General features: G+C 48.9%; 20 protein-coding genes and 2 pseudogenes. 8 read left to right on the top strand and 14 right to left on the bottom strand.

Annotation, left to right across the window (positions count from 1 at the left end; all coding sequences use genetic code 11):
- Nucleotides 1-59: 59 nt before the first annotated feature.
- Nucleotides 60-1,325, bottom strand: a complete 1,266-nt coding sequence (locus AC2D8L_RS00715; protein ID WP_484683532.1) for an MFS transporter — start codon at nucleotides 1,323-1,325, stop codon at nucleotides 60-62.
- Between the two features lie 131 nt (nucleotides 1,326-1,456).
- On the opposite strand from AC2D8L_RS00715, the gene AC2D8L_RS00710 reads away from it, so the two are divergent.
- Complete coding sequence (locus tag AC2D8L_RS00710; protein WP_484683531.1) at nucleotides 1,457-1,759, top strand: nucleoside triphosphate pyrophosphohydrolase family protein; 303 nt, start codon at nucleotides 1,457-1,459, stop codon at nucleotides 1,757-1,759.
- A gap of 56 nt (nucleotides 1,760-1,815) precedes the next feature.
- Here the strand turns inward: AC2D8L_RS00710 and AC2D8L_RS00705 are convergent, their stop codons facing one another.
- The 4 genes from AC2D8L_RS00705 to AC2D8L_RS00690 all read right to left on the bottom strand — a co-directional run bounded on the left by AC2D8L_RS00705 (nucleotide 1,816) and on the right by AC2D8L_RS00690 (nucleotide 4,261).
- The gene (locus AC2D8L_RS00705; protein ID WP_484683530.1) at nucleotides 1,816-2,454 is read right to left on the bottom strand and encodes a GyrI-like domain-containing protein; all 639 of its coding nucleotides are present in this window, start codon (nucleotides 2,452-2,454) and stop codon (nucleotides 1,816-1,818) included.
- A gap of 9 nt (nucleotides 2,455-2,463) precedes the next feature.
- Nucleotides 2,464-3,315, bottom strand: coding sequence for an AraC family transcriptional regulator (locus AC2D8L_RS00700; protein WP_484683529.1), 852 nt, complete (start codon nucleotides 3,313-3,315; stop codon nucleotides 2,464-2,466).
- A gap of 74 nt (nucleotides 3,316-3,389) precedes the next feature.
- Nucleotides 3,390-3,728: a plastocyanin/azurin family copper-binding protein gene (locus tag AC2D8L_RS00695; RefSeq protein WP_484683528.1), complete on the bottom strand. Its 339-nt coding sequence runs from the start codon at nucleotides 3,726-3,728 to the stop codon at nucleotides 3,390-3,392.
- Entirely contained in the window at nucleotides 3,725-4,261 is a 537-nt protein-coding gene (locus tag AC2D8L_RS00690; protein WP_484683527.1) for a DUF4142 domain-containing protein, read from the bottom strand. Before AC2D8L_RS00690 ends, AC2D8L_RS00695 begins: the two co-directional genes overlap by 4 nt.
- 131 nt (nucleotides 4,262-4,392) lie before the next feature.
- On the opposite strand from AC2D8L_RS00690, the gene AC2D8L_RS00685 reads away from it, so the two are divergent.
- From AC2D8L_RS00685 to AC2D8L_RS00675, 3 genes are read left to right on the top strand one after another with little or no spacing between them, the layout of a single operon-like run.
- On the top strand, nucleotides 4,393-5,340 hold the full coding sequence (locus tag AC2D8L_RS00685; protein ID WP_484683526.1) for an AraC family transcriptional regulator: 948 nt from the start codon (nucleotides 4,393-4,395) through the stop codon (nucleotides 5,338-5,340).
- A gap of 47 nt (nucleotides 5,341-5,387) precedes the next feature.
- Nucleotides 5,388-6,002 (top strand): gamma-glutamylcyclotransferase family protein, encoded by a 615-nt coding sequence (locus AC2D8L_RS00680; RefSeq protein ID WP_484683525.1) that lies wholly within the window; start codon nucleotides 5,388-5,390, stop codon nucleotides 6,000-6,002.
- Nucleotides 5,999-6,658, top strand: a complete 660-nt coding sequence (locus AC2D8L_RS00675) for an RluA family pseudouridine synthase (RefSeq protein ID WP_484683524.1) — start codon at nucleotides 5,999-6,001, stop codon at nucleotides 6,656-6,658. Before AC2D8L_RS00680 ends, AC2D8L_RS00675 begins: the two co-directional genes overlap by 4 nt.
- On the opposite strand, the gene AC2D8L_RS00670 is transcribed toward AC2D8L_RS00675, so the two are convergent.
- From AC2D8L_RS00670 to AC2D8L_RS00655, 4 genes are all read right to left on the bottom strand, one after another.
- Nucleotides 6,655-7,938 carry an MFS transporter gene (locus AC2D8L_RS00670; protein WP_484683523.1) on the bottom strand — a complete coding sequence of 428 codons (1,284 nt, stop codon included), beginning with the start codon at nucleotides 7,936-7,938 and terminating at the stop codon, nucleotides 6,655-6,657. The genes AC2D8L_RS00675 and AC2D8L_RS00670 overlap by 4 nt on opposite strands.
- A gap of 57 nt (nucleotides 7,939-7,995) precedes the next feature.
- Nucleotides 7,996-8,496 (bottom strand): P-loop NTPase family protein, encoded by a 501-nt coding sequence (locus AC2D8L_RS00665; protein ID WP_484683522.1) that lies wholly within the window; start codon nucleotides 8,494-8,496, stop codon nucleotides 7,996-7,998.
- A 43-nt stretch (nucleotides 8,497-8,539) separates the two neighbouring features.
- Entirely contained in the window at nucleotides 8,540-9,451 is a 912-nt protein-coding gene (locus tag AC2D8L_RS00660; protein ID WP_484683521.1) for a polysaccharide deacetylase family protein, read from the bottom strand.
- 71 nt (nucleotides 9,452-9,522) lie between these two features.
- Nucleotides 9,523-9,690, bottom strand: coding sequence for a hypothetical protein (locus AC2D8L_RS00655; protein ID WP_484683520.1), 168 nt, complete (start codon nucleotides 9,688-9,690; stop codon nucleotides 9,523-9,525).
- A 261-nt stretch (nucleotides 9,691-9,951) separates the two neighbouring features.
- Between AC2D8L_RS00655 and AC2D8L_RS00650 the strand changes: the two genes are divergently transcribed.
- Nucleotides 9,952-11,109 carry a trans-sulfuration enzyme family protein gene (locus AC2D8L_RS00650; RefSeq protein WP_484683519.1) on the top strand — a complete coding sequence of 386 codons (1,158 nt, stop codon included), beginning with the start codon at nucleotides 9,952-9,954 and terminating at the stop codon, nucleotides 11,107-11,109.
- Here the strand turns inward: AC2D8L_RS00650 and AC2D8L_RS00645 are convergent.
- Nucleotides 11,106-11,906 carry an AraC family transcriptional regulator gene (locus tag AC2D8L_RS00645; RefSeq protein ID WP_484683518.1) on the bottom strand — a complete coding sequence of 267 codons (801 nt, stop codon included), beginning with the start codon at nucleotides 11,904-11,906 and terminating at the stop codon, nucleotides 11,106-11,108. The genes AC2D8L_RS00650 and AC2D8L_RS00645 overlap by 4 nt on opposite strands.
- Before the next feature lie 78 nt (nucleotides 11,907-11,984).
- Between AC2D8L_RS00645 and AC2D8L_RS00640 the strand changes: the two genes are divergently transcribed.
- Nucleotides 11,985-12,377, top strand: coding sequence for a DUF3224 domain-containing protein (locus AC2D8L_RS00640; RefSeq protein ID WP_484683517.1), 393 nt, complete (start codon nucleotides 11,985-11,987; stop codon nucleotides 12,375-12,377).
- A 108-nt stretch (nucleotides 12,378-12,485) separates the two neighbouring features.
- On the opposite strand, the gene AC2D8L_RS00635 is transcribed toward AC2D8L_RS00640, so the two are convergent.
- The 4 genes and pseudogenes from AC2D8L_RS00635 to AC2D8L_RS00620 form a co-directional block, all read right to left on the bottom strand.
- On the bottom strand, nucleotides 12,486-13,370 hold the full coding sequence (locus AC2D8L_RS00635) for a DMT family transporter (RefSeq protein ID WP_484683516.1): 885 nt from the start codon (nucleotides 13,368-13,370) through the stop codon (nucleotides 12,486-12,488).
- Nucleotides 13,371-13,486: 116 nt separating this feature from the next.
- Entirely contained in the window at nucleotides 13,487-13,828 is a 342-nt protein-coding gene (locus AC2D8L_RS00630; protein WP_484685131.1) for a hypothetical protein, read from the bottom strand.
- A gap of 180 nt (nucleotides 13,829-14,008) precedes the next feature.
- Nucleotides 14,009-14,842 (bottom strand): annotated as a pseudogene (locus AC2D8L_RS00625) (ATP-binding cassette domain-containing protein); the annotation flags it as partial.
- Between the two features lie 21 nt (nucleotides 14,843-14,863).
- Nucleotides 14,864-15,295 (bottom strand): annotated as a pseudogene (locus AC2D8L_RS00620) (ATP-binding cassette domain-containing protein); the annotation flags it as partial.
- An 85-nt stretch (nucleotides 15,296-15,380) separates the two neighbouring features.
- Between AC2D8L_RS00620 and sseA the strand changes: the two are divergent.
- Together sseA and AC2D8L_RS00610 are read left to right on the top strand one after the other, a co-directional pair.
- On the top strand, nucleotides 15,381-16,226 hold the full coding sequence (gene sseA / locus AC2D8L_RS00615) for a 3-mercaptopyruvate sulfurtransferase (protein ID WP_484683515.1): 846 nt from the start codon (nucleotides 15,381-15,383) through the stop codon (nucleotides 16,224-16,226).
- Nucleotides 16,227-16,279: 53 nt separating this feature from the next.
- Complete coding sequence (locus AC2D8L_RS00610) at nucleotides 16,280-17,377, top strand: PfkB family carbohydrate kinase (RefSeq protein ID WP_484683514.1); 1,098 nt, start codon at nucleotides 16,280-16,282, stop codon at nucleotides 17,375-17,377.

Here is a 17,377-nt window from a genome sequence, read left to right as displayed (position 1 = left end):
CACACCCAACATCTGCAAAGAGCGTTCGCCCATTTCAAAGATTTGGGCGAACTCTAAAGCTACGCTTGCTCAACCAACTCAGCCTCGTCATCAGCCTTCTTGAACTTCACCTTCGGGATGAGCATTAGTGCAAGAATACCCAGGAGGACTGAAAGTCCACCGCCGACGAGGAACGGCACGCCCAACCCAAATTGGCTTGCCAAGATTGCACCAACAAATGGCGCGGCCATCATCGCGATCACCGTCATAGCTTCATTAACCGCCGTAACACGACCCATTTTTTCTGGCGGCGATTCTAGCTGCAATACTGTGCGCATAGGGACGAACATGGCGGACCCTAAAACCCCAACAATGAAGAAGGCAGGAACAAACACCCAGATCGGCACGGTCCATGTCATATAAACCACGATGCCGAGGAAAAGCGTAAATCCAGCGGCGGAAATCATCCCAAAACCGATGAAGATATAGGGATGAATTTGTTTCTTGATGCTGCCCAACACCCATGCACCGAGCACGCCGCCAGCGCCTACGGCGGTGACAGACAACCCGAACACTGATTGGTCAAATCCAAGTTCGCGGGTCACTGGCCCCAATAGTGTGTCGTGCAAAAACATCGCAAAAAAGCCAAAGGCGCCAAGACCGATTGTGACCCATAGTGCCGGGATTTTGGTGACGACGACATAACCTTCAGCAATCTCGGCAAAAATGCCTTCAGACTTCTCGTTGTCGCCGGCTTGATCCTCCAGTTTCTTTTTGTCTGCTGGTCGCAACTGCCCAGGCAAACCAAGCAATATCAACAGCGCACCAAGTGACACAAACCCGTTGATAACAAACACCATCTGACTGGTGACAAACAACAACAGCGCGCCACCAACGGCGGGACCGGCGAGCTTAGACGCTTGGTTGATGATTTGGCTTAAGCTATTTGTTGCCATCAATTCGGATTTATCAGCCAGGGCTTGAATAGACGCCTGTTTTGCCGGTCCAAAAAAGCTATCCACTGACGCACGAATGAAAACCAACACCAGCACAATTTCAGGCTGGCCGGCAAACGCCAAGGCTAGTGTTGTTGCCGCCCGGCCCAGATTTGACCAAACCAAAATCATCTTCAGGTTGCTGCGATCAACCAGTGCTCCTGCCAATGGCCCAATGATCAAATAGGGCAAGGCAAAAGACAACGCGAAGAACGCGAAATAGATCGGATCAACTGTCCAAGTGTAGGTGAACAAGGAAATGATCGCGACATAGTCGAGCCAATCCGCAAAATCCGCTGGCAATTGCGCCAACAAAATTCGTCGCAAGTTTTTATTGTTCGGCAATTTCATAGTTGACCTCTCCCTTGATATCTTACATCTAAGTTACAATCTTTCCACTGTCAAGATTGAGTTTGATGCAAACCAAATTTGGCTGTGGCAAAGTCGGTTTTCTTCAACTCCAAGAGATTCGTGAGATCCGAATGAGCGAACAAACCACAACTTCAAAACAGACATTGCAAATTGGTTCTGCACAAACAGAGGCTCTGACGTTACTTATTGAAGAGTGCGCAGAAGTGATCCAAGCAGCTTCCAAAATTCAGCGGTTTGGCAGTTCAACTGCGCACACCGTTACAGGTGTCAAACACAGTACCAACCTCACGAAGGAACTTGCGGATTTATATGCGGTATTGCACCTGGTGGAAGAGCATCAGGTTATTGACTTGCCCGACCAGATGATGATCGAGCAGGCCATTGCGCAAAAGAAAAAATATTCTAACCTATGAAAGGTCAATTCCGGCCAACGGATTGACCCTAAACAGAACTCAACCGGCGATGACGGTCAGATTTTGCGAATTGGTTGCCGTAAGATCGTTTTTAGCTTCTCCGGCGCAACCTTGCGCGGATCGCCCAGATAAATCTCATGATGTTTGCCGACCATTTCATACCCGTTTTGCGGGATGAATTCATTGTGCATCTTGTCCAATATCGGGCCCTCATCATCATAGGAACCAATGTGAAGGACCTGCACGCACAAAGCTTCGGTCATGACCTGCAATCGCGCAGATCGTAAAAAGCTCTCATCCGTTGGCGCATCTTTTTTCTTCGCGTTTTTGGCGACGACTGTTTCAAGAATTTGAGCGAATTGATCTTGAGAAATCCAATCCGGCTGACGGATCATGGCCGTCCATTTCCATGCCGTTTTTTCCCGCGTAATGAACGTGTTCATGTCATCCGCCCACCAAAGTGCCTCTAATGGGCCGACCACATAGTCCTTCCCCAGTTCCTGTTTGGAAAAGAACTTTAGCCCATAGCTCAATCCATAAAGCACGGCAATCGCAGGCGGATAAGATGAACCAACCGGGCCGCCATCGCCGTCAATCATCAAATATTGCATTGCAGGAACGTCAAGCACATCGAAGCGCCCCACCTTGCCAGAATAAAAAACCTTATCTGACTTTTTAAAGTCCACCTTATCCATGATATCAGCCTACTTAATTGGCATAAAAATTTCGGTGAGCAATTCGTTTGGTGCAATGCGCCGAGGGTCATTCAAATAGTCCTCGAAACAAACGTCATCCCGCAATTCAACGTCAGCATTGGGCAACCACTGACCGTAGAGCCAGTTATAAGCTTTGGGCAGTTCAGAATATGGCCCTTTAAACGTCATCACCGCAAAACGACCGGCATTGATAACCAATCGCTCGAATGGCTCAACAACCTCAATCGGCTTGATTTCCGCCATCCCAGCAAATGAACGCAATTCACTGGACTTCACCATACCTGGATCATCAAAGTACACAGCGACACTTGCTGCACCTGGGCCGAACAGTCCTTTTTCCTGACCATATACGCCCAGCTTTTCGAACGCTTTTCCAATATTCATATATGGCCCCTTATGAGGCAGTCCGACGAGATTTAACGTGTCGACATCACGCAGTTCTACTTTGTGCATTCCAATTTCCTCTTGCAGAATGTTTGATTTGTAACTGCAGAGTTTGCCTGTTTCCCGATAACGCACAGGCGGCATCAAATAGCTCGCAGCAAAAGCACGAGAAAACGCGGACATGCTGCCATATCCCGATTGTTCCACAATCTTTTCTATTGCCGTACTTGTGTTAACGAGCTGGTTAGCTGCACGGTGCAGGCGCAGCCGCTTGACTGTTGCAGCGATTGTTTCACCGGTTAGGCCACGATAAACGCGGTGCCAGTGGAACGGAGAAAGGCAAGCAATTTCAGCAAGATGATTGAGATCTATATCATCATCCAAATGATCATAAATATAGTTCACTACACGGTCTATGCGAGACTGATATTGATGAATTGTTTGACGGGCAGACATGTAAACACTCCAGATTACCATTCACATAAACCATATATTGAATTGACAAATCTTGCTGAATTTACATCGCCATTTCAACCGATTTCCAATGTCGCTTTCATATGCGGATGATATGCACAATAGTAAGATAGGGACATGTCTTTCGTCACTTCAATCGCAAACTCTTCGCCATTGCCTAGTTCCTCGCTATCCCAACTTTGATCATCAGCCGTTGCGGTGTGTGGCGCGATATCCAAGTTTCTCCAAATCACAACATCGCCGATTTTCACATTCAGCTTGTCCGGTGAGAACTTAAACGACTTAATTTCTACAATATGTGTTTTGGGCATCTGTGCCGTAGAGAACCCCACGCTGGGCACGACAGCTATCGCTGCCGCCCCCAACATAAATGCGCGGCGATCAATCAAACTCACTTGAGTTGCCCGACCATCATTTCGGCATGTTTTTGGTGTGCTTGAAATATCTGCAAACCCTGTTCAAAAAGCGCCTTCACTTCGGCGTTTTCGATATTTGGAATAAACGCATTTTCGACCAAGTCATTCACAGCCATATGATAAGCCAGCTCGTTTTCCGCATAGCGCTTATCAAACGCAGCACCGCGCAATTGGCTCATTTCATCAATAAGTTTCTCGGCATTTTCACCAAGTGCTTGGCTTAGGAAATTGTCTTGCGGTTGGGCATCTAGTTTTTTCAACAAACCCAAAGCCAGCTCATTCACCAACGTATGATCACGGATCATGGTTTCGGCGAATTCGTGAATTTCGGGGTTCGTTGAAACGGCCAACGCTAGATGCGCATAACGGATATCAATCGTATCCGCCACATACGCAACATGGGCAATTTCCAAGTCGTTTAGATCGGCAGCCTCTTGCGCATTTGATGTACCAGCCATTGCGGCAACCATCATTGTTGCAGCGAAGATGTTCTTTACAAATTTGAGTTTCACTTTGCTCTCCTGTTAAACTATATTCAACAGATATCCGGCAAAATAGAATACGATAAGCACACATAGTACAAAATAAATGACAATTCGTACAAACCACTGTACAAACAAGCAAATGCCACTAAATTGAACTTATGGACATTCTAAGCGATATACTCAGCGCAGCAAAGCTCACCGGCACCTTGTATTTTCATACATCTTTCACCTCCCCTTGGAGCGTGAAGGTGCCGAGCTACGAGCGTGTGGCACGCTTTCATCTTGCCCATAAGGGCCAATGTCTAGTGCGCGTGGGCGACATCGATCCACCCGTATTTTTGAAGCAGGGTGACCTCATCATCATTCCACACGGAGAGACGCATAAACTCTATTGCGATCCCATTACTGAGGACGCGGCGGAGTTGGTAGACGATGTTATTGAGCGCACTGGGTTCAATGGCATCGGCGCCTTAGTGATCGGCGAAAAAGGCACAGATCACGAAACCCAACTTATCTGCGGACATTTTGCATTTGATCCAGAATTTTCACATGTTCTGCTTGCGGCACTTCCGCCGTTCATTCATATCAAAAACTATGGTGCCATTGAAGGCCAATGGCTTGAAACAACACTTAAGTTGATCGGCAGCGAAGCGCAGGCCGAACGCGCCGGCACCAATTTTATCACCGTGCGCATGTCTGAAATTATATTTGCCCAAGCTGTCCGCCACTATGCTTTGGGTGAAGGTCGCACCATGCCTGTGTTTGCGGGGTTGGCAAATGAACGACTATCGCGAGCGTTGGCAACGTTCCATGCACACCCGGCCCAAAAATGGTCAGTAGAGGCCTTAGCCAACGTCGCAGGCATGTCGCGCACAGCGTTTAGCGAAAGTTTTTCAGCCGCATTCAAAACCACGCCGATGAACTATGTCACCAACTGGCGCCTGCAGAACGCAGCGGAAAAGTTGCGGTGTTCTAACGTACCTATCATCGATGTCGCTGAACTCGCGGGTTATGGGTCAGAACCTGCCCTCATAAGAGCATTCAAAAGCAAATTTGGCGAAACACCAGCTCGATATCGCAAAGCAAAACAGTCGGTTCCCGCATAGATCCAATGTTTTTCGGTCAAAGAATTTGACAAATCCCAGGGAATTTGGTGCACAAGAACCTAAATCCATTCAATGCTGAAGTTGAGATATATATGAGCACGTTCCACTATTTTGCCTTTGGCTCCAATCTTTTGAACGCGCGATTGCAAAATCGTTGTGCTTCGGCAAAGCCAGTCGCCATTGCAAGTGTTGAAAAGTTCGGCATCAATTATGGCATGGTAGCTGACGACGATCATGGTGGCTCTGGCAAAATGACCATCTTTAAGACCGGCAACCGCGAAGATGTTGTGCACGGCGTGGTTTATGAAATGGCATTGGAAGAAGCGCCTGTATTGGACAGGTTTGAGGGCATCAATTGGGACCGTCCGATGAAATATACACGCGCCACCGATTTTGAGGTGACAACGCCATCCGGCGAGGTCCTTAAAACCGTAACTTATATGGTGGAACCAAATCCGGCAGCACCACTTCCCTATCATTGGTATTGGGCATTGTGCCTTTCTGGGGCTATTGAAAATGGGTTGCCCGAACATCATCAGGACATGCTGCGTGCGCACGCCTATAAAGCTGATCCGCACGATGCACGTGATGGTAAGCTCGAAGCAGAAATGCTGCTGAATAGGTCCGGCTTTGGTCACTTGATCGAAACACAGTCCGCATGATTGGTGACTTCACCTACGCCCCCCCAACCGATCCATATTTGGAAGTCGTGCACCAAGACCAAGATATTTTGGTGCTGAATAAACCTTCTGGATTGCTGACCGTCCCCGGCAAGGCTGCCGAACACAGTGATTGTTTGGAAAAGCGCGCGCAGGAAAGTTTCCCCTCATCCACAATCGTTCACCGGCTGGATATGGATACATCGGGCATCGTGATCATGGCCATGCACCGCGAGGCACATAGGCATTTGGGCCTGCAATTCGAACGACGACACACAGCGAAAACCTATATCGCTGATATATTTGGAACTGTCCAAAACGACCAAGGCACAGTTGACCTACCTCTGCGCTGCGATTGGCCAAATCGCCCTCGGCAAATGGTCGATCATAAGGAGGGGCGTAGCGCCCAAACCAATTGGCAAGTGCTGGATCGGTATGAAAACCACACCCGCGTGGAACTCACCCCCATCACCGGGCGTTCGCACCAATTGCGAGTGCACATGCTTGAACTGGGTCATCCCATTTTGGGTGACCGGTTTTATGCTACCGGGGATGCGCTAGCCGCAGCAGATCGTTTGCGCCTTCATGCAAAATCACTGACCATTCACCACCCAACCGGTGGTGAACGGGTGAGCTTCGAGGCAGCGCTGCCGTTTTAGTTTGCTTGCGCCCGTGCTGCTTCAATTTTCACATTGGTGAGACGGAACAATGACACCAGTAAAACGAATGCCATGATACCGCCAGCGACGAAGAACGGACTGCGCAAGGCGATTTCACGGCCAAGCGACGGCTCGAAGACGCTGACCAGCGCGCCGCCGATCAAAGTTCCAATTGGCATCATGCCCCAACCAAAGAAACGGTAAACACTGTTTACCCGACCAAGCAACCGATCCGGAATTATGGTTTGGCGAAGTGAAACAGAAATGATGTTCCAAACAATGCTGGCAAACGAGCTAACAAACAGTGCCATCCACGCCACAATGGCATTGCTTGTAAATCCAAACACCAATGTTTCGCCCAAAAAGAGCAAAAGAGAAATGGCCAATATTGTGCCTGAACGCAGATATTTTGCGATGTGAGGAGCCGCTAAGCCTCCGACAACACCGCCAAACGCGGCACCGGTCAGCAACAGGCCATATCCAGCGGGATCGAGATCTAATATCTCTTGCGCAAACAGCACTTGGGTGGCCAAAGTCATCATATAGGCCGCATTGATAAGCCCCAATATGAGGGCGAGATCACGCAGCAAAACGTTTTGCCACAACCAGCTAAGTCCGGCCTTAAGGTCAACCATCCAATGGTTTTTTTGTTCCGATGTTTCCTGGGCAACAGAGAACTGCCCGGAGATCAATACCACCATCAACGTTGCCAACAGCAACGCACCCGCATTGGCCGCAAAGGCAAATGCCAAGGATATTGCGATCAAGAAACCTGCAAGTGGCGGGCCGATCAGCGAGTTCATCACCAATTCAACTGTCGCCAGTTTAGAATTTGCATTTTCCAATTGGGCAGCAGGCACGATTGAGGGCAAGATGGTTTGCGCGGCATTGTCGCGCAGAACTTCAGCCATACCGAGCAATAGTGCAGCCGCGTAAATCACAAACATGGCCAATAAGTTGCTAGACGGTTCCGCTTGCCCTTCGCCCATATTCGGCAGCACCAAGACAACCGCAAAAACCAAAACGGTCAACAATGTGCGTACGACATCCGTCAGCACAATCAGTTTGCGCCGATCCACTCGGTCGATGATAACCCCAGCGGGCAACGAAAAGAAAAGCCAAGGCGCTCGGCCAAACAAGGGCACCAACGCAATCAGTAATGGATCGCGAGTCAATAAAGACGCGAGCCAAGGAAATGCAATGAGGGCCAGTCCGTCACCAAGATTTGAGGCAGCGCTGGCAATGAGAAGTTTGAAGAAATTTGAATTGATCATATCCATCAAACATATTCACCTCGAACTCAAGATGACAATCCCCAAAACCGATGCGCAATAATTCTATGTAAGCTCAGTGACAAATTTGTCGACGTCCTTAACAGAATTTAGGATGATGGTTTTCCCCGAGAACTCATTCAGTTTCTTAAGGATTTTGGGCCGTCGGGTTCTGTTATAGTTCAACACGTAACCGATAAATGCTGCGTCAAACCGTTCCGGGCATCCGGGCGAAGAACCCGGCCTCACCTTGCCGAACGAGGTAATTGTGCGCTTGATGACCCGAAAAAGACAAAACCAAGTTGGAAGATCGATAAAAATGACTGTGTCAGCTCGGGGCAGTCTAACATCCAACGAACTGGTATAGTTTCCGTCCATCACCCACTTGTCTTGTGCGACAATCTTAGCAACAAGTGATCGCCACTCTTCGTCAGGCTTAATGACCCAATTGGGGCGGAAGTAATGTTGATCCATATGGACTGCGGGCACATCAAGCGCTTTAGAAATGCGTTGGCCAAGGGTGGTTTTACCCGAGCCCGAACAGCCTAAAATGAGTATGCGTTGCATGAACAAAATCCGTTAAACATGAAGGACGGATTTTATATCGGCGCTAGTTTTGTTGTGCAAGCAACGTTGTGCCACGCAGTTGGAACTGACGGTCAGGCACAAGAGAAACAACTTTGTATCCACGCTTTTTCAACGCCCGCAAAAAGTCGGGCAACATATCAACTGTGCGCTGATGAATATCGTGGAACAGAACAATGCCTTTACCCTGCTTGTCCAACCGGGCAAGTGTTCTCTTCAACACCTCATTCCCGCCGCCTTTATAATAGTCCTTGCTGTCGATCTGTACGTCCATGATCACCAAGCCAGCATTGTTCACAGCTGTCCTGAGCTTTGAATTTTGTGCAAGATAGGGGAACCGAAAGAACGGTGCAGGTGCTTTGTTGATCGGTGACAGCGCAGCAACCAAAGGCTTCCGCCCCCGTTCAATTTCAGCCAGTGCCGACATCAGGCTAACTTTAGTTAGGTTGCCATGACTATGGGTGTGCAGGCCGATCGTGTGACCACGTTTTGCAACTTCGCGCACCAAGCCAGGGTGTTTTTGCGCGGCTTGTCCCAACATCAAGAATGTAGCTTGCGCACCATGCTGGTCCAAAATATCAAGAATTTTGTCGGTTTTGCCAGGACGCGGTCCATCATCAAAAGTAATAATCACTTCGCCCGTTGCGAGTTTCAGGTCATCCTGTTGCTCAACCGTCAGTTTTCGTCCGCTTAGGCCGCGTCGCAATCCGAAATCAAGAGAAGTGGATTTTTCAATAGATGCTGTGCGAATGCGCGAATCGACGTTTGGCGAATTTGTGAGCGCTGAAGCAGAACGTGTTGGAGCGTGAGCCGATTTTGCTGGAAGCGATTGGGTTTTTAGGGTTGCTGATTGATCAAATCTTTGTGGCGGCTTTGCACATCCGGCAAGAACGGCACAAACACAGACAAACGCCAACACAACCCTTACGCAATACATTCACAAAACCTATAATCATGTAACAAAAGCCTTTTTACATCGATTATGGTTAACGATTTATTTCCAAGCACTTAGCCGGAAATTTGTTCATCTTTGATTAAGAATTCGACGCCTTCTAAAATATTGACTAGGCGCTCATAGTCTTTTTTGCTGATCACAAGCATTTCTTCCCCCGACGGAGAAAAAACGGATTGTGTCTCAACGCGCGAAAGCGCGGTGAGTAGAATTTGATTTTTCATTTTTTGAGCCTCAATTGTACCGCTAGCGCTTAAAAATCATGCGCCAAAGCTTGCGTACTTTGTGATTAAGCCTACCGTTAATCACAAATACAAGACCAATACCAGCCCCAATTTACGCATTGGTCAACATCAGTTATGCAAAAACTGTCATTTTGGTTGTACCAATTTCAACTTACGCACTTGTGCAGATATTTCTCCGCTCATAGATTGGTCCAAAATCCAACGGTCGGAAATCGATCAAATCGGCACGAAGAGGCAATCATGGCTGACCAAATCAAACGCTCAAACCAACATATATCCACGCGCATGGTGCAAGCGAATGGTGTGATCGACCCGCAAACAGGTGGCGTAGTGCCGCCTATTCAGTCCGCCACCACATTTGCCCGCAATGCAGATTATTCGCTGATCAGCGAAGACCATCTCTATTCACGCGATGACAACGACCTTTTGCGCCTCGGTGAAGAAATTCTGACTAAAGCAGAAAATGGGGAAGCTGGGTTGCTCTTCCCTTCCGGAATGGCCGCAATTGCCGCCATCATGCGTACGGTACCCAACAACGGCACCATTATCATCCAATCGCAAATTTATTGGGGCACCACAAAATGGGTGCGTGATTTTTGCGCAAGAAGGGATATTAGCCTGCATGAAGTCGATTGCAGTGACATAAATGTTCTGGACCAAACAATAAAAGCTCAAAAGCCCAATTTGGTTTTTGTTGAAACACCATCCAACCCATGGCTACGCATTACCGATATTCGAAGTGCGGCCAATCTATGCCAACAGTTTGACGCCAAATTGGTCGTGGATTCCACGGCAGCAAGCCCAGTGCTTTCCAACCCACTTGCTTTGGGTGCGGACATTGTCATGCACTCGGCCACAAAGTCGATCAATGGTCATTCTGATGTTCTTGCTGGCTTTTTAGCGACAGCAGATGCGCAAAGCGAGATTTGGCAGGCTATCGGCATGGACAGACATGATGCGGGAGCGGTGTTGGGTAGTTTTGAAGCATGGCTACTTATCCGTGGCATGCGTACCCTCCCGTTGCGCATGGAACGTATGTGCGCAAATGCCATGCAAATTGCTGACTTTCTGGACGCGCACCCCAAAGTGAAAACGGTGCTTTACCCCGGCCTATCCGCGCATCCGGGCCATGAGTTAGCAGCCAAACAAATGAGTGGTGGCTTCGGCTCCTTATTGAGTTTTCTTGTTGAGGGCGACGCGAAACTGGCCTTGGGTGTGTGCTCGAAGTTAGAAATCTTCAAACGAGCAACGTCGCTGGGCGGGGTTGAAAGTCTGGTGGAACATCGACACTCCGTTGAGGGCGATGCAACCGGCGTTCCGCCAAATCTCATTCGTCTATCTGTTGGCATTGAGCATGTTGACGACCTAATTGGCGACCTAAGCGAGGCTTTACGCTAGATTTTCGGCAAATTGATCTCTGAAGGACGGCGTCCGGTTAAACGTTTGAAGGCTTTTGTGAAATGTGCTTGATCAAAATAGCCCAATGCATGTGCCAAATCTGTTAGTGACACCGCCCCACCACTGTTTAGCGTCTCAACTGCTTCAATCATACGATATCGTTCTATGACCCATTTAGGCGAAACCCCAATATAGCCCGCAAACAGTCTTTGCAGCGCGCGTGGCGACATGTGAAACCGCTGCGCGACCGTTGCCACGTCGAAAATTTCCCGGTTCTCTTCAATAAACGCAACAATATCCTGCGCCTGATTGGCCTTTGCATCTATTTCAATTGTTTGTGCGGACAACATAGCTTCGATCCGTGGCACAAAATCCACGCACTTTTTTACTCTGACAAATCTCTCCAGCAACGCCAAATCATCTACATCAAAATAGCTTGAAACCGGCACCGAATTATCGGTGAGACTTTTCATTTCATGGTGGGCAAACCGCCGGAATTGTCCCGGATGGAATTTCACGCCGAAAATCCGCCCCTTGCCTTCCAAATGATACGAAAATGCGCCGCTCGTTATCCCAAACACGCCAGATTGCGCTTGAGGGTCGATGACAAGATGTTGGCTTGCATGGGGCAAATTGACTTGGCTGTAGTTCTGCCCGGCTTCCAAGTCCCATTCAATCAACCAATAGTTCGCGACAATTCCAGCAAGCGTTTCGCTCGGCATTACCATTGTAAGGTCGAAATGCTGCATGCTGATATGTTGTTCGATCAGACCCTTTGGTTGAGTGGCCTTTGCCATATCGTTCACATTCCCTGTCGCAAAATTACAATTCTCGAAAAATTGCACATGCAATTGTTGCAAAAAAAGGAGAACTAAATGCGCAAATTAACAGGCCAATTTGAAATCGCCAAATGGGAGGAAAGCAGCTTTCTTGAAGTACCCGCACCCTTCAAAGCCCACGAAGCAGACATCGCCTATAAGGTCAGCGGCGATCTTGTGGGCGTATTGAATGGCAAATACATCATGACCTATCTAGATGACAAAACCGCACAATATATTGGTGCATTGCAATTCAAGGGGAACGTGGGCGACAAAGAAGGTAGTTTCTTCATGCAAGAAACCGGCTTTTTTGGAGACAGCACTGCCACAACAAAATGGTCGATCATCGCTGGAAGCGGCATTGACGATTTTTTAGGGATAACAGGCAAAGGCAGTTACAATGCAACCGACAAAACCGTCAGTTTTGAACTTGAAGTTGATGGCATCTAGCTTTCACTTACGTCGCGCGCCAACATGAAGCAGCACCCAACAATCAGGATGCCGCCGAGGACTTGCATGATGCGAGGGCCGAAGGCAGCGGAAAAATTGCCTGCGGCCTCATCGTTTGGGGCTTTTGCGCACCTGTCGTTCAGCAACGGCAATACAAGCACCAACAATCATCGATGCGCCGATCCACAAAGAAATATGAGGTACTTCTTGGAAGAACAAATAGCCATATATTGCCGCCCAAATAAGCGCAGTATTGTCCACCATTGCAAACATTGAAGCTGGAATATGTTTAAGCGCGGTCACAAACATCATGAAACCCGCGGCCCCAAGCACACCCAATGCAACAACCCGCCAAATTTGATCGCCTTGGGGCACAACAAAATCGATGCCGATAAAGGGCAAACAGAATATCCCGATCAAACTAGCCTGTACAAAGGTGATAACCCGGGCACTTGATTGATGGGTTTGGCCCTTCAAAATAATAATACTGATTGCATAAGTCACCGGCGCTAAGATGGCCGCGGCCCATCCGAACAAACTGCCTGATCCAGAGACCGGCGTTTCACTGGAGCCAAATGTGACAATCATCGCACCCGCAAACGCAGCCAATGATGCAAACACCAATGTCTTGCTCAATTCTTCTTTCAAGATAACAACGCCCATCACGGCCACCATTATTGGCGCGGTCAGGGAGATGGCGGTCACCAACCCGAGCGGCAGTTCCCCCAGCGCATAAAAGAAGGAAAAGGCTGTTATCCCAATCATCACAGAGCGAATGACATGGGTTTTCATTTTGCTTAAGCGGGGCAGTTTTTCCTTGGTTGCAAACACCAATGCACCCAATAAAATCGCCGCGCCAAATTGGCGGAAAAACAAAATTTCAATAGTTGGCAGGCTCCCAGAAAGGCTCTTCACCAAGGAATCCATCAACGCCAACGCTGCAATTCCACCGACAGCCATAATCAAAGCTTCGACGGTTCCCAAACTTCTCATTTTCGCACCATGTTGATTTTCGTATCACAAGAAAGAGGATACGCAAGATGCGTCACGCTAAAACAAACCTGCCTATCGTGGCAAGCAGAAGCTGAACATGGAGGATTAGAACAGGCCTAGCTGTTCTCAATTTCCTCGCGCATCAGCTCAATCTCGAGCCAAAGCTCTTCTTTTTCTTCAAGTGCTGATTGGGCTGCTGACATCTGATCGGACAATTTTTGAAACTTGTTTGCGTCCGTTGAATATAAGTTCGGATCTGCCAATTCGCCCTGCAATTTCTCAATTTCAATCGAGAGCTTTTCCATTTCACCGGGCAATGTTTCCAGCGCATGCTTGTGCTTGAACGAAAGTTTCTTCGTTGCTGGTTTTGAGCTGGGTGCCGCTTTATTGGACTTTGATTTTTTTGGTTTCGCCAGCGCCGCTGGTTTAGTCACGCCATATCCACGCAATGCCACCATGTCAGAATATCCACCCGGATATTCAGTCCAAACACCCTCGCCATCTGCGATGATGGTTGACGTTACAACACGATCCAAAAATTCCCGGTCGTGACTAACAACCAAGACGGTCCCATCATAATCCGAGATCATCTCTTGCAATAGATCGAGTGTTTCCAAATCCAGATCGTTTGTTGGCTCATCCAATATTAGGAAGTTCGACGGCAGCGACAGCGCCCGCGCGATCATTACACGCGCCCGTTCCCCGCCTGACAATTTACCAACAGCCGTGTTTGCTTGTTCGGGCAAAAACAAAAAATCTTTCATATAGCCAACCACATGACGCGCTTGACCGTTGATGACGACATTGTCACCACCACCGCCCGTCAAAGCATCTTTCAATGTCGTGCTTGGGTCGAGCTGCGCGCGCTTTTGGTCAAGCGTTGCAACTTCAAGTTTGGTGCCCAGTTTAACTTTGCCAGTGTCAGGTTCCAACTCACCAATGATCATTTTGATCAGCGTGGTTTTACCCGCGCCGTTTGGCCCAACAATACCGATGCGATCGCCGCGCATGATGCGGGTCGAGAAGTCATGTACGACCTGTTTGTCGCCAAATGTTTTTGAAATGTCCTCGATATCCGCGACAATTGTTCCAGACTGTTTGCCTTCTGAAACACTCAACTTCACCTGGCCGGGAGGTCCACGATGATCATCGCGTTTTTGCCGCAGGTCGGCCAGCTCGGACATCCGGCGCACATTGCGCTTGCGCCGCGCAGTTACACCGTAACGTACCCAATGTTCTTCGCGGACAATTTGACGATCAAGCTTATGCTGTTCCAATTCTTCAAGCGCTAAGATCTCATCGCGCCATTCTTCAAAATGGGCAAAGCCCTTGTCCGTTTGGCGCGTAACGCCACGATCAAGCCACACGGTCGAACGCGTCAAGTCAGATAGAAAGCGCCTATCATGTGAAATGATCAACATGGCTGACTTCATTGAAGACAGCTCCGCTTGCAGCCATTCAATTACTGGCAAATCCAAGTGGTTGGTTGGCTCATCAAGCAGCAAAATATCTGGATTGGGCGCCAAGGTTCTGGCCAAAGCCGCCCGACGCGTTTCGCCACCTGACAATGATTTTGGATCAGCGTCTGGCTGCATGCCCAACTGATCAAGCAAATAGGGAGCTCGATATTCGTCATCCCCGGCCGTCAGTCCCGCTTCAACATATTCCAGAACAGTGGAATAAGCCGACAGATCAGGTTCTTGAGGCAAATAGCGCACCGTTACGCCGGGTTGCACAAACCGCTCAACCTTATCTGCTTCCACGTCACCAGAAGCAATTTTAAGCAAAGTCGATTTGCCAGACCCATTACGCCCCACCAAAGCAATGCGTTCGCCGGGCGCCACAAATAGTTCAGCACCTTCCAACAGAGGTGTTCCCCCAAAGGTCAATTGAACATCTTTTAGGCTTAAAAGCGCTGCGGCCATGATAAACATCTTTGAACTAGATTAGATTTCAGCTTGGCTTTAGCATTAGTGCACCAAAGATCAAACCAAATGATGGTGCCGGCCGATGCTAAAACAACAGTTGTTAATCAGCGCAGACGAATTACATGATGAATTAGGCAGCAAAGGCCTCGTTATTGTTGATGGCTCTTGGCACCTGCCCAATGCAAATCGTGACGCTCGGGCTGAATATGAAAGCGGCCGTATTCCGGGCGCTCAGTTTTTTGACATCGACATCATTGCCGACCAAAACTCTGGCCTGCCTCACACCATGCCAACACCAAATTTGTTCGCATCCGCAGTCAGCGCAATGGGCATCTCCAACGAAAGCGACATTGTCATCTATGATGCGGCAGGTATGTTTTCTGCTGCCCGTGTTTGGCTGATGTTCAAACTGTTTGGCACCCAAAATATCCGCGTTCTGAACGGTGGTTTGCCCGCTTGGAAAAGCGCGGGCTTTGAGGTAACCGACAAAAAACGCACCCCAGATTTGACCGAATTCATCCCAAAATTCGACGCCTCCTCTGTTGTCGCCCTTGATGAAATGCGTAAAACCGTTGGTACTAAAAGCGCTCAAATCCTTGACGCGCGGGGCGCAGGACGATTTGCCGGAACTGACCCAGAACCTCGCGAAGGTATGCGGGCGGGCCACATGCCAGGGGCAACCAATGTCCCTTTTTCAAACCTGCTAGATGAGGACGGCACATTCAAATCAGAAGATGAACTAAAGGCCGTATTTGCTGAGAAGAACGTTGATCTCAGCCAACCGACCATCACTACATGTGGCTCGGGCGTTACAGCTTCAATCATCATTTTGGCACTAACCTTGCTCGGCAAAACGGACACAAGGCTTTATGACGGATCGTGGTCTGAATGGGGCAGCTTGACCGATACCCCAATCGAAAAAGCTTGACGCCAAGGACAAATCAAAATATTGCAAATGTTAAATGAAATGGCATTTGCAATATGAACCTAACTGACCTTGAAGCAAAACTGTTGGCGCAACTCAAAGCGCAACCCTTTGCCACCCAACAGGAATTGGGTGAAGCACTGGGCATTTCCCGGGCGAGTGTCGCCAACTATGTCGAGCGGTTACAAGCTAAAGGCCTTGTTTTGGGTCGTGCTTATGTCTTTGCAGATGCATCGACAATTTCGTGCATTGGCGGTGCCGTGCTCGACCGCGTATTGCGTTTGGAGCAGCCCGGCATTGCGCAAACATCCCAGCCAGCCACATCAAGTGAAACCCGTGGCGGCGTTGCCCGAAATGTCGCCGAAAACCTTGCTCGATTGGGTGAGCAAGTGAAACTGTTTTCCATTGTCGGCAACGACCCTGCAGGCAAATCCGTTCTGGACGCCTCAGAGGCAGCAGGCGTTGATACAACCCTAGTAGAACGGTCGAGCAACGCTGCAACCGGCACCTACACTGCAATCATGGAGCCGAGTGGCGACCTCTACTTAGGGGCCGCAGACATGGGCATTTTTGGTCAGCTAGACGCCAGTTTTGTCGAACGGCATTGGCCAAAAATCACAGCGTCTCGCCTGATATTCGCAGACACCAATTGCTCCGCGGAAATGCTATCCCAACTCATCACAAACTGTCACAATGGCCAAATTCCGTTGGCCTTAGATGCTGTATCCATACCCAAATTCAACCGTCTACCCGATGATCTAAATGGCGTAGAATATTTGTTCTGCAACATGGATGAGGCGCAGGCAGTTATTGGGGTTGAGACAGCAAACGAGGCAACTTCGGCACTCAATACACGCGGCGCGAAAAACATCATCATTACGGATGGCACCAATCCAGTGACATGCTTTAACGGCCAAGAGCTGACCAAGGTGGAAATCCCACCCACCAAGATTGTCGATGTTTCCGGCGCAGGCGATGCATTTGTCGCGGGGTTTTTACATGCCGTCCTCGACGGAAAATCAGCCGTTGAAGCGGCACAAGTTGGCGTAGTTTCCGCAGGCCTAACCGTTCAAAGCGAATTGCGCAACAGCCCTGACCTCAACGCTAAGGTCGTCGCTGAACAAGCGCCAAAAATTAAAATCCAAAGGAACTAA

It is taken from the genome of Maritalea sp. YIW29 (assembly GCF_057219265.1).
This window is presented reverse-complemented; position numbering and strand designations above follow the sequence as displayed.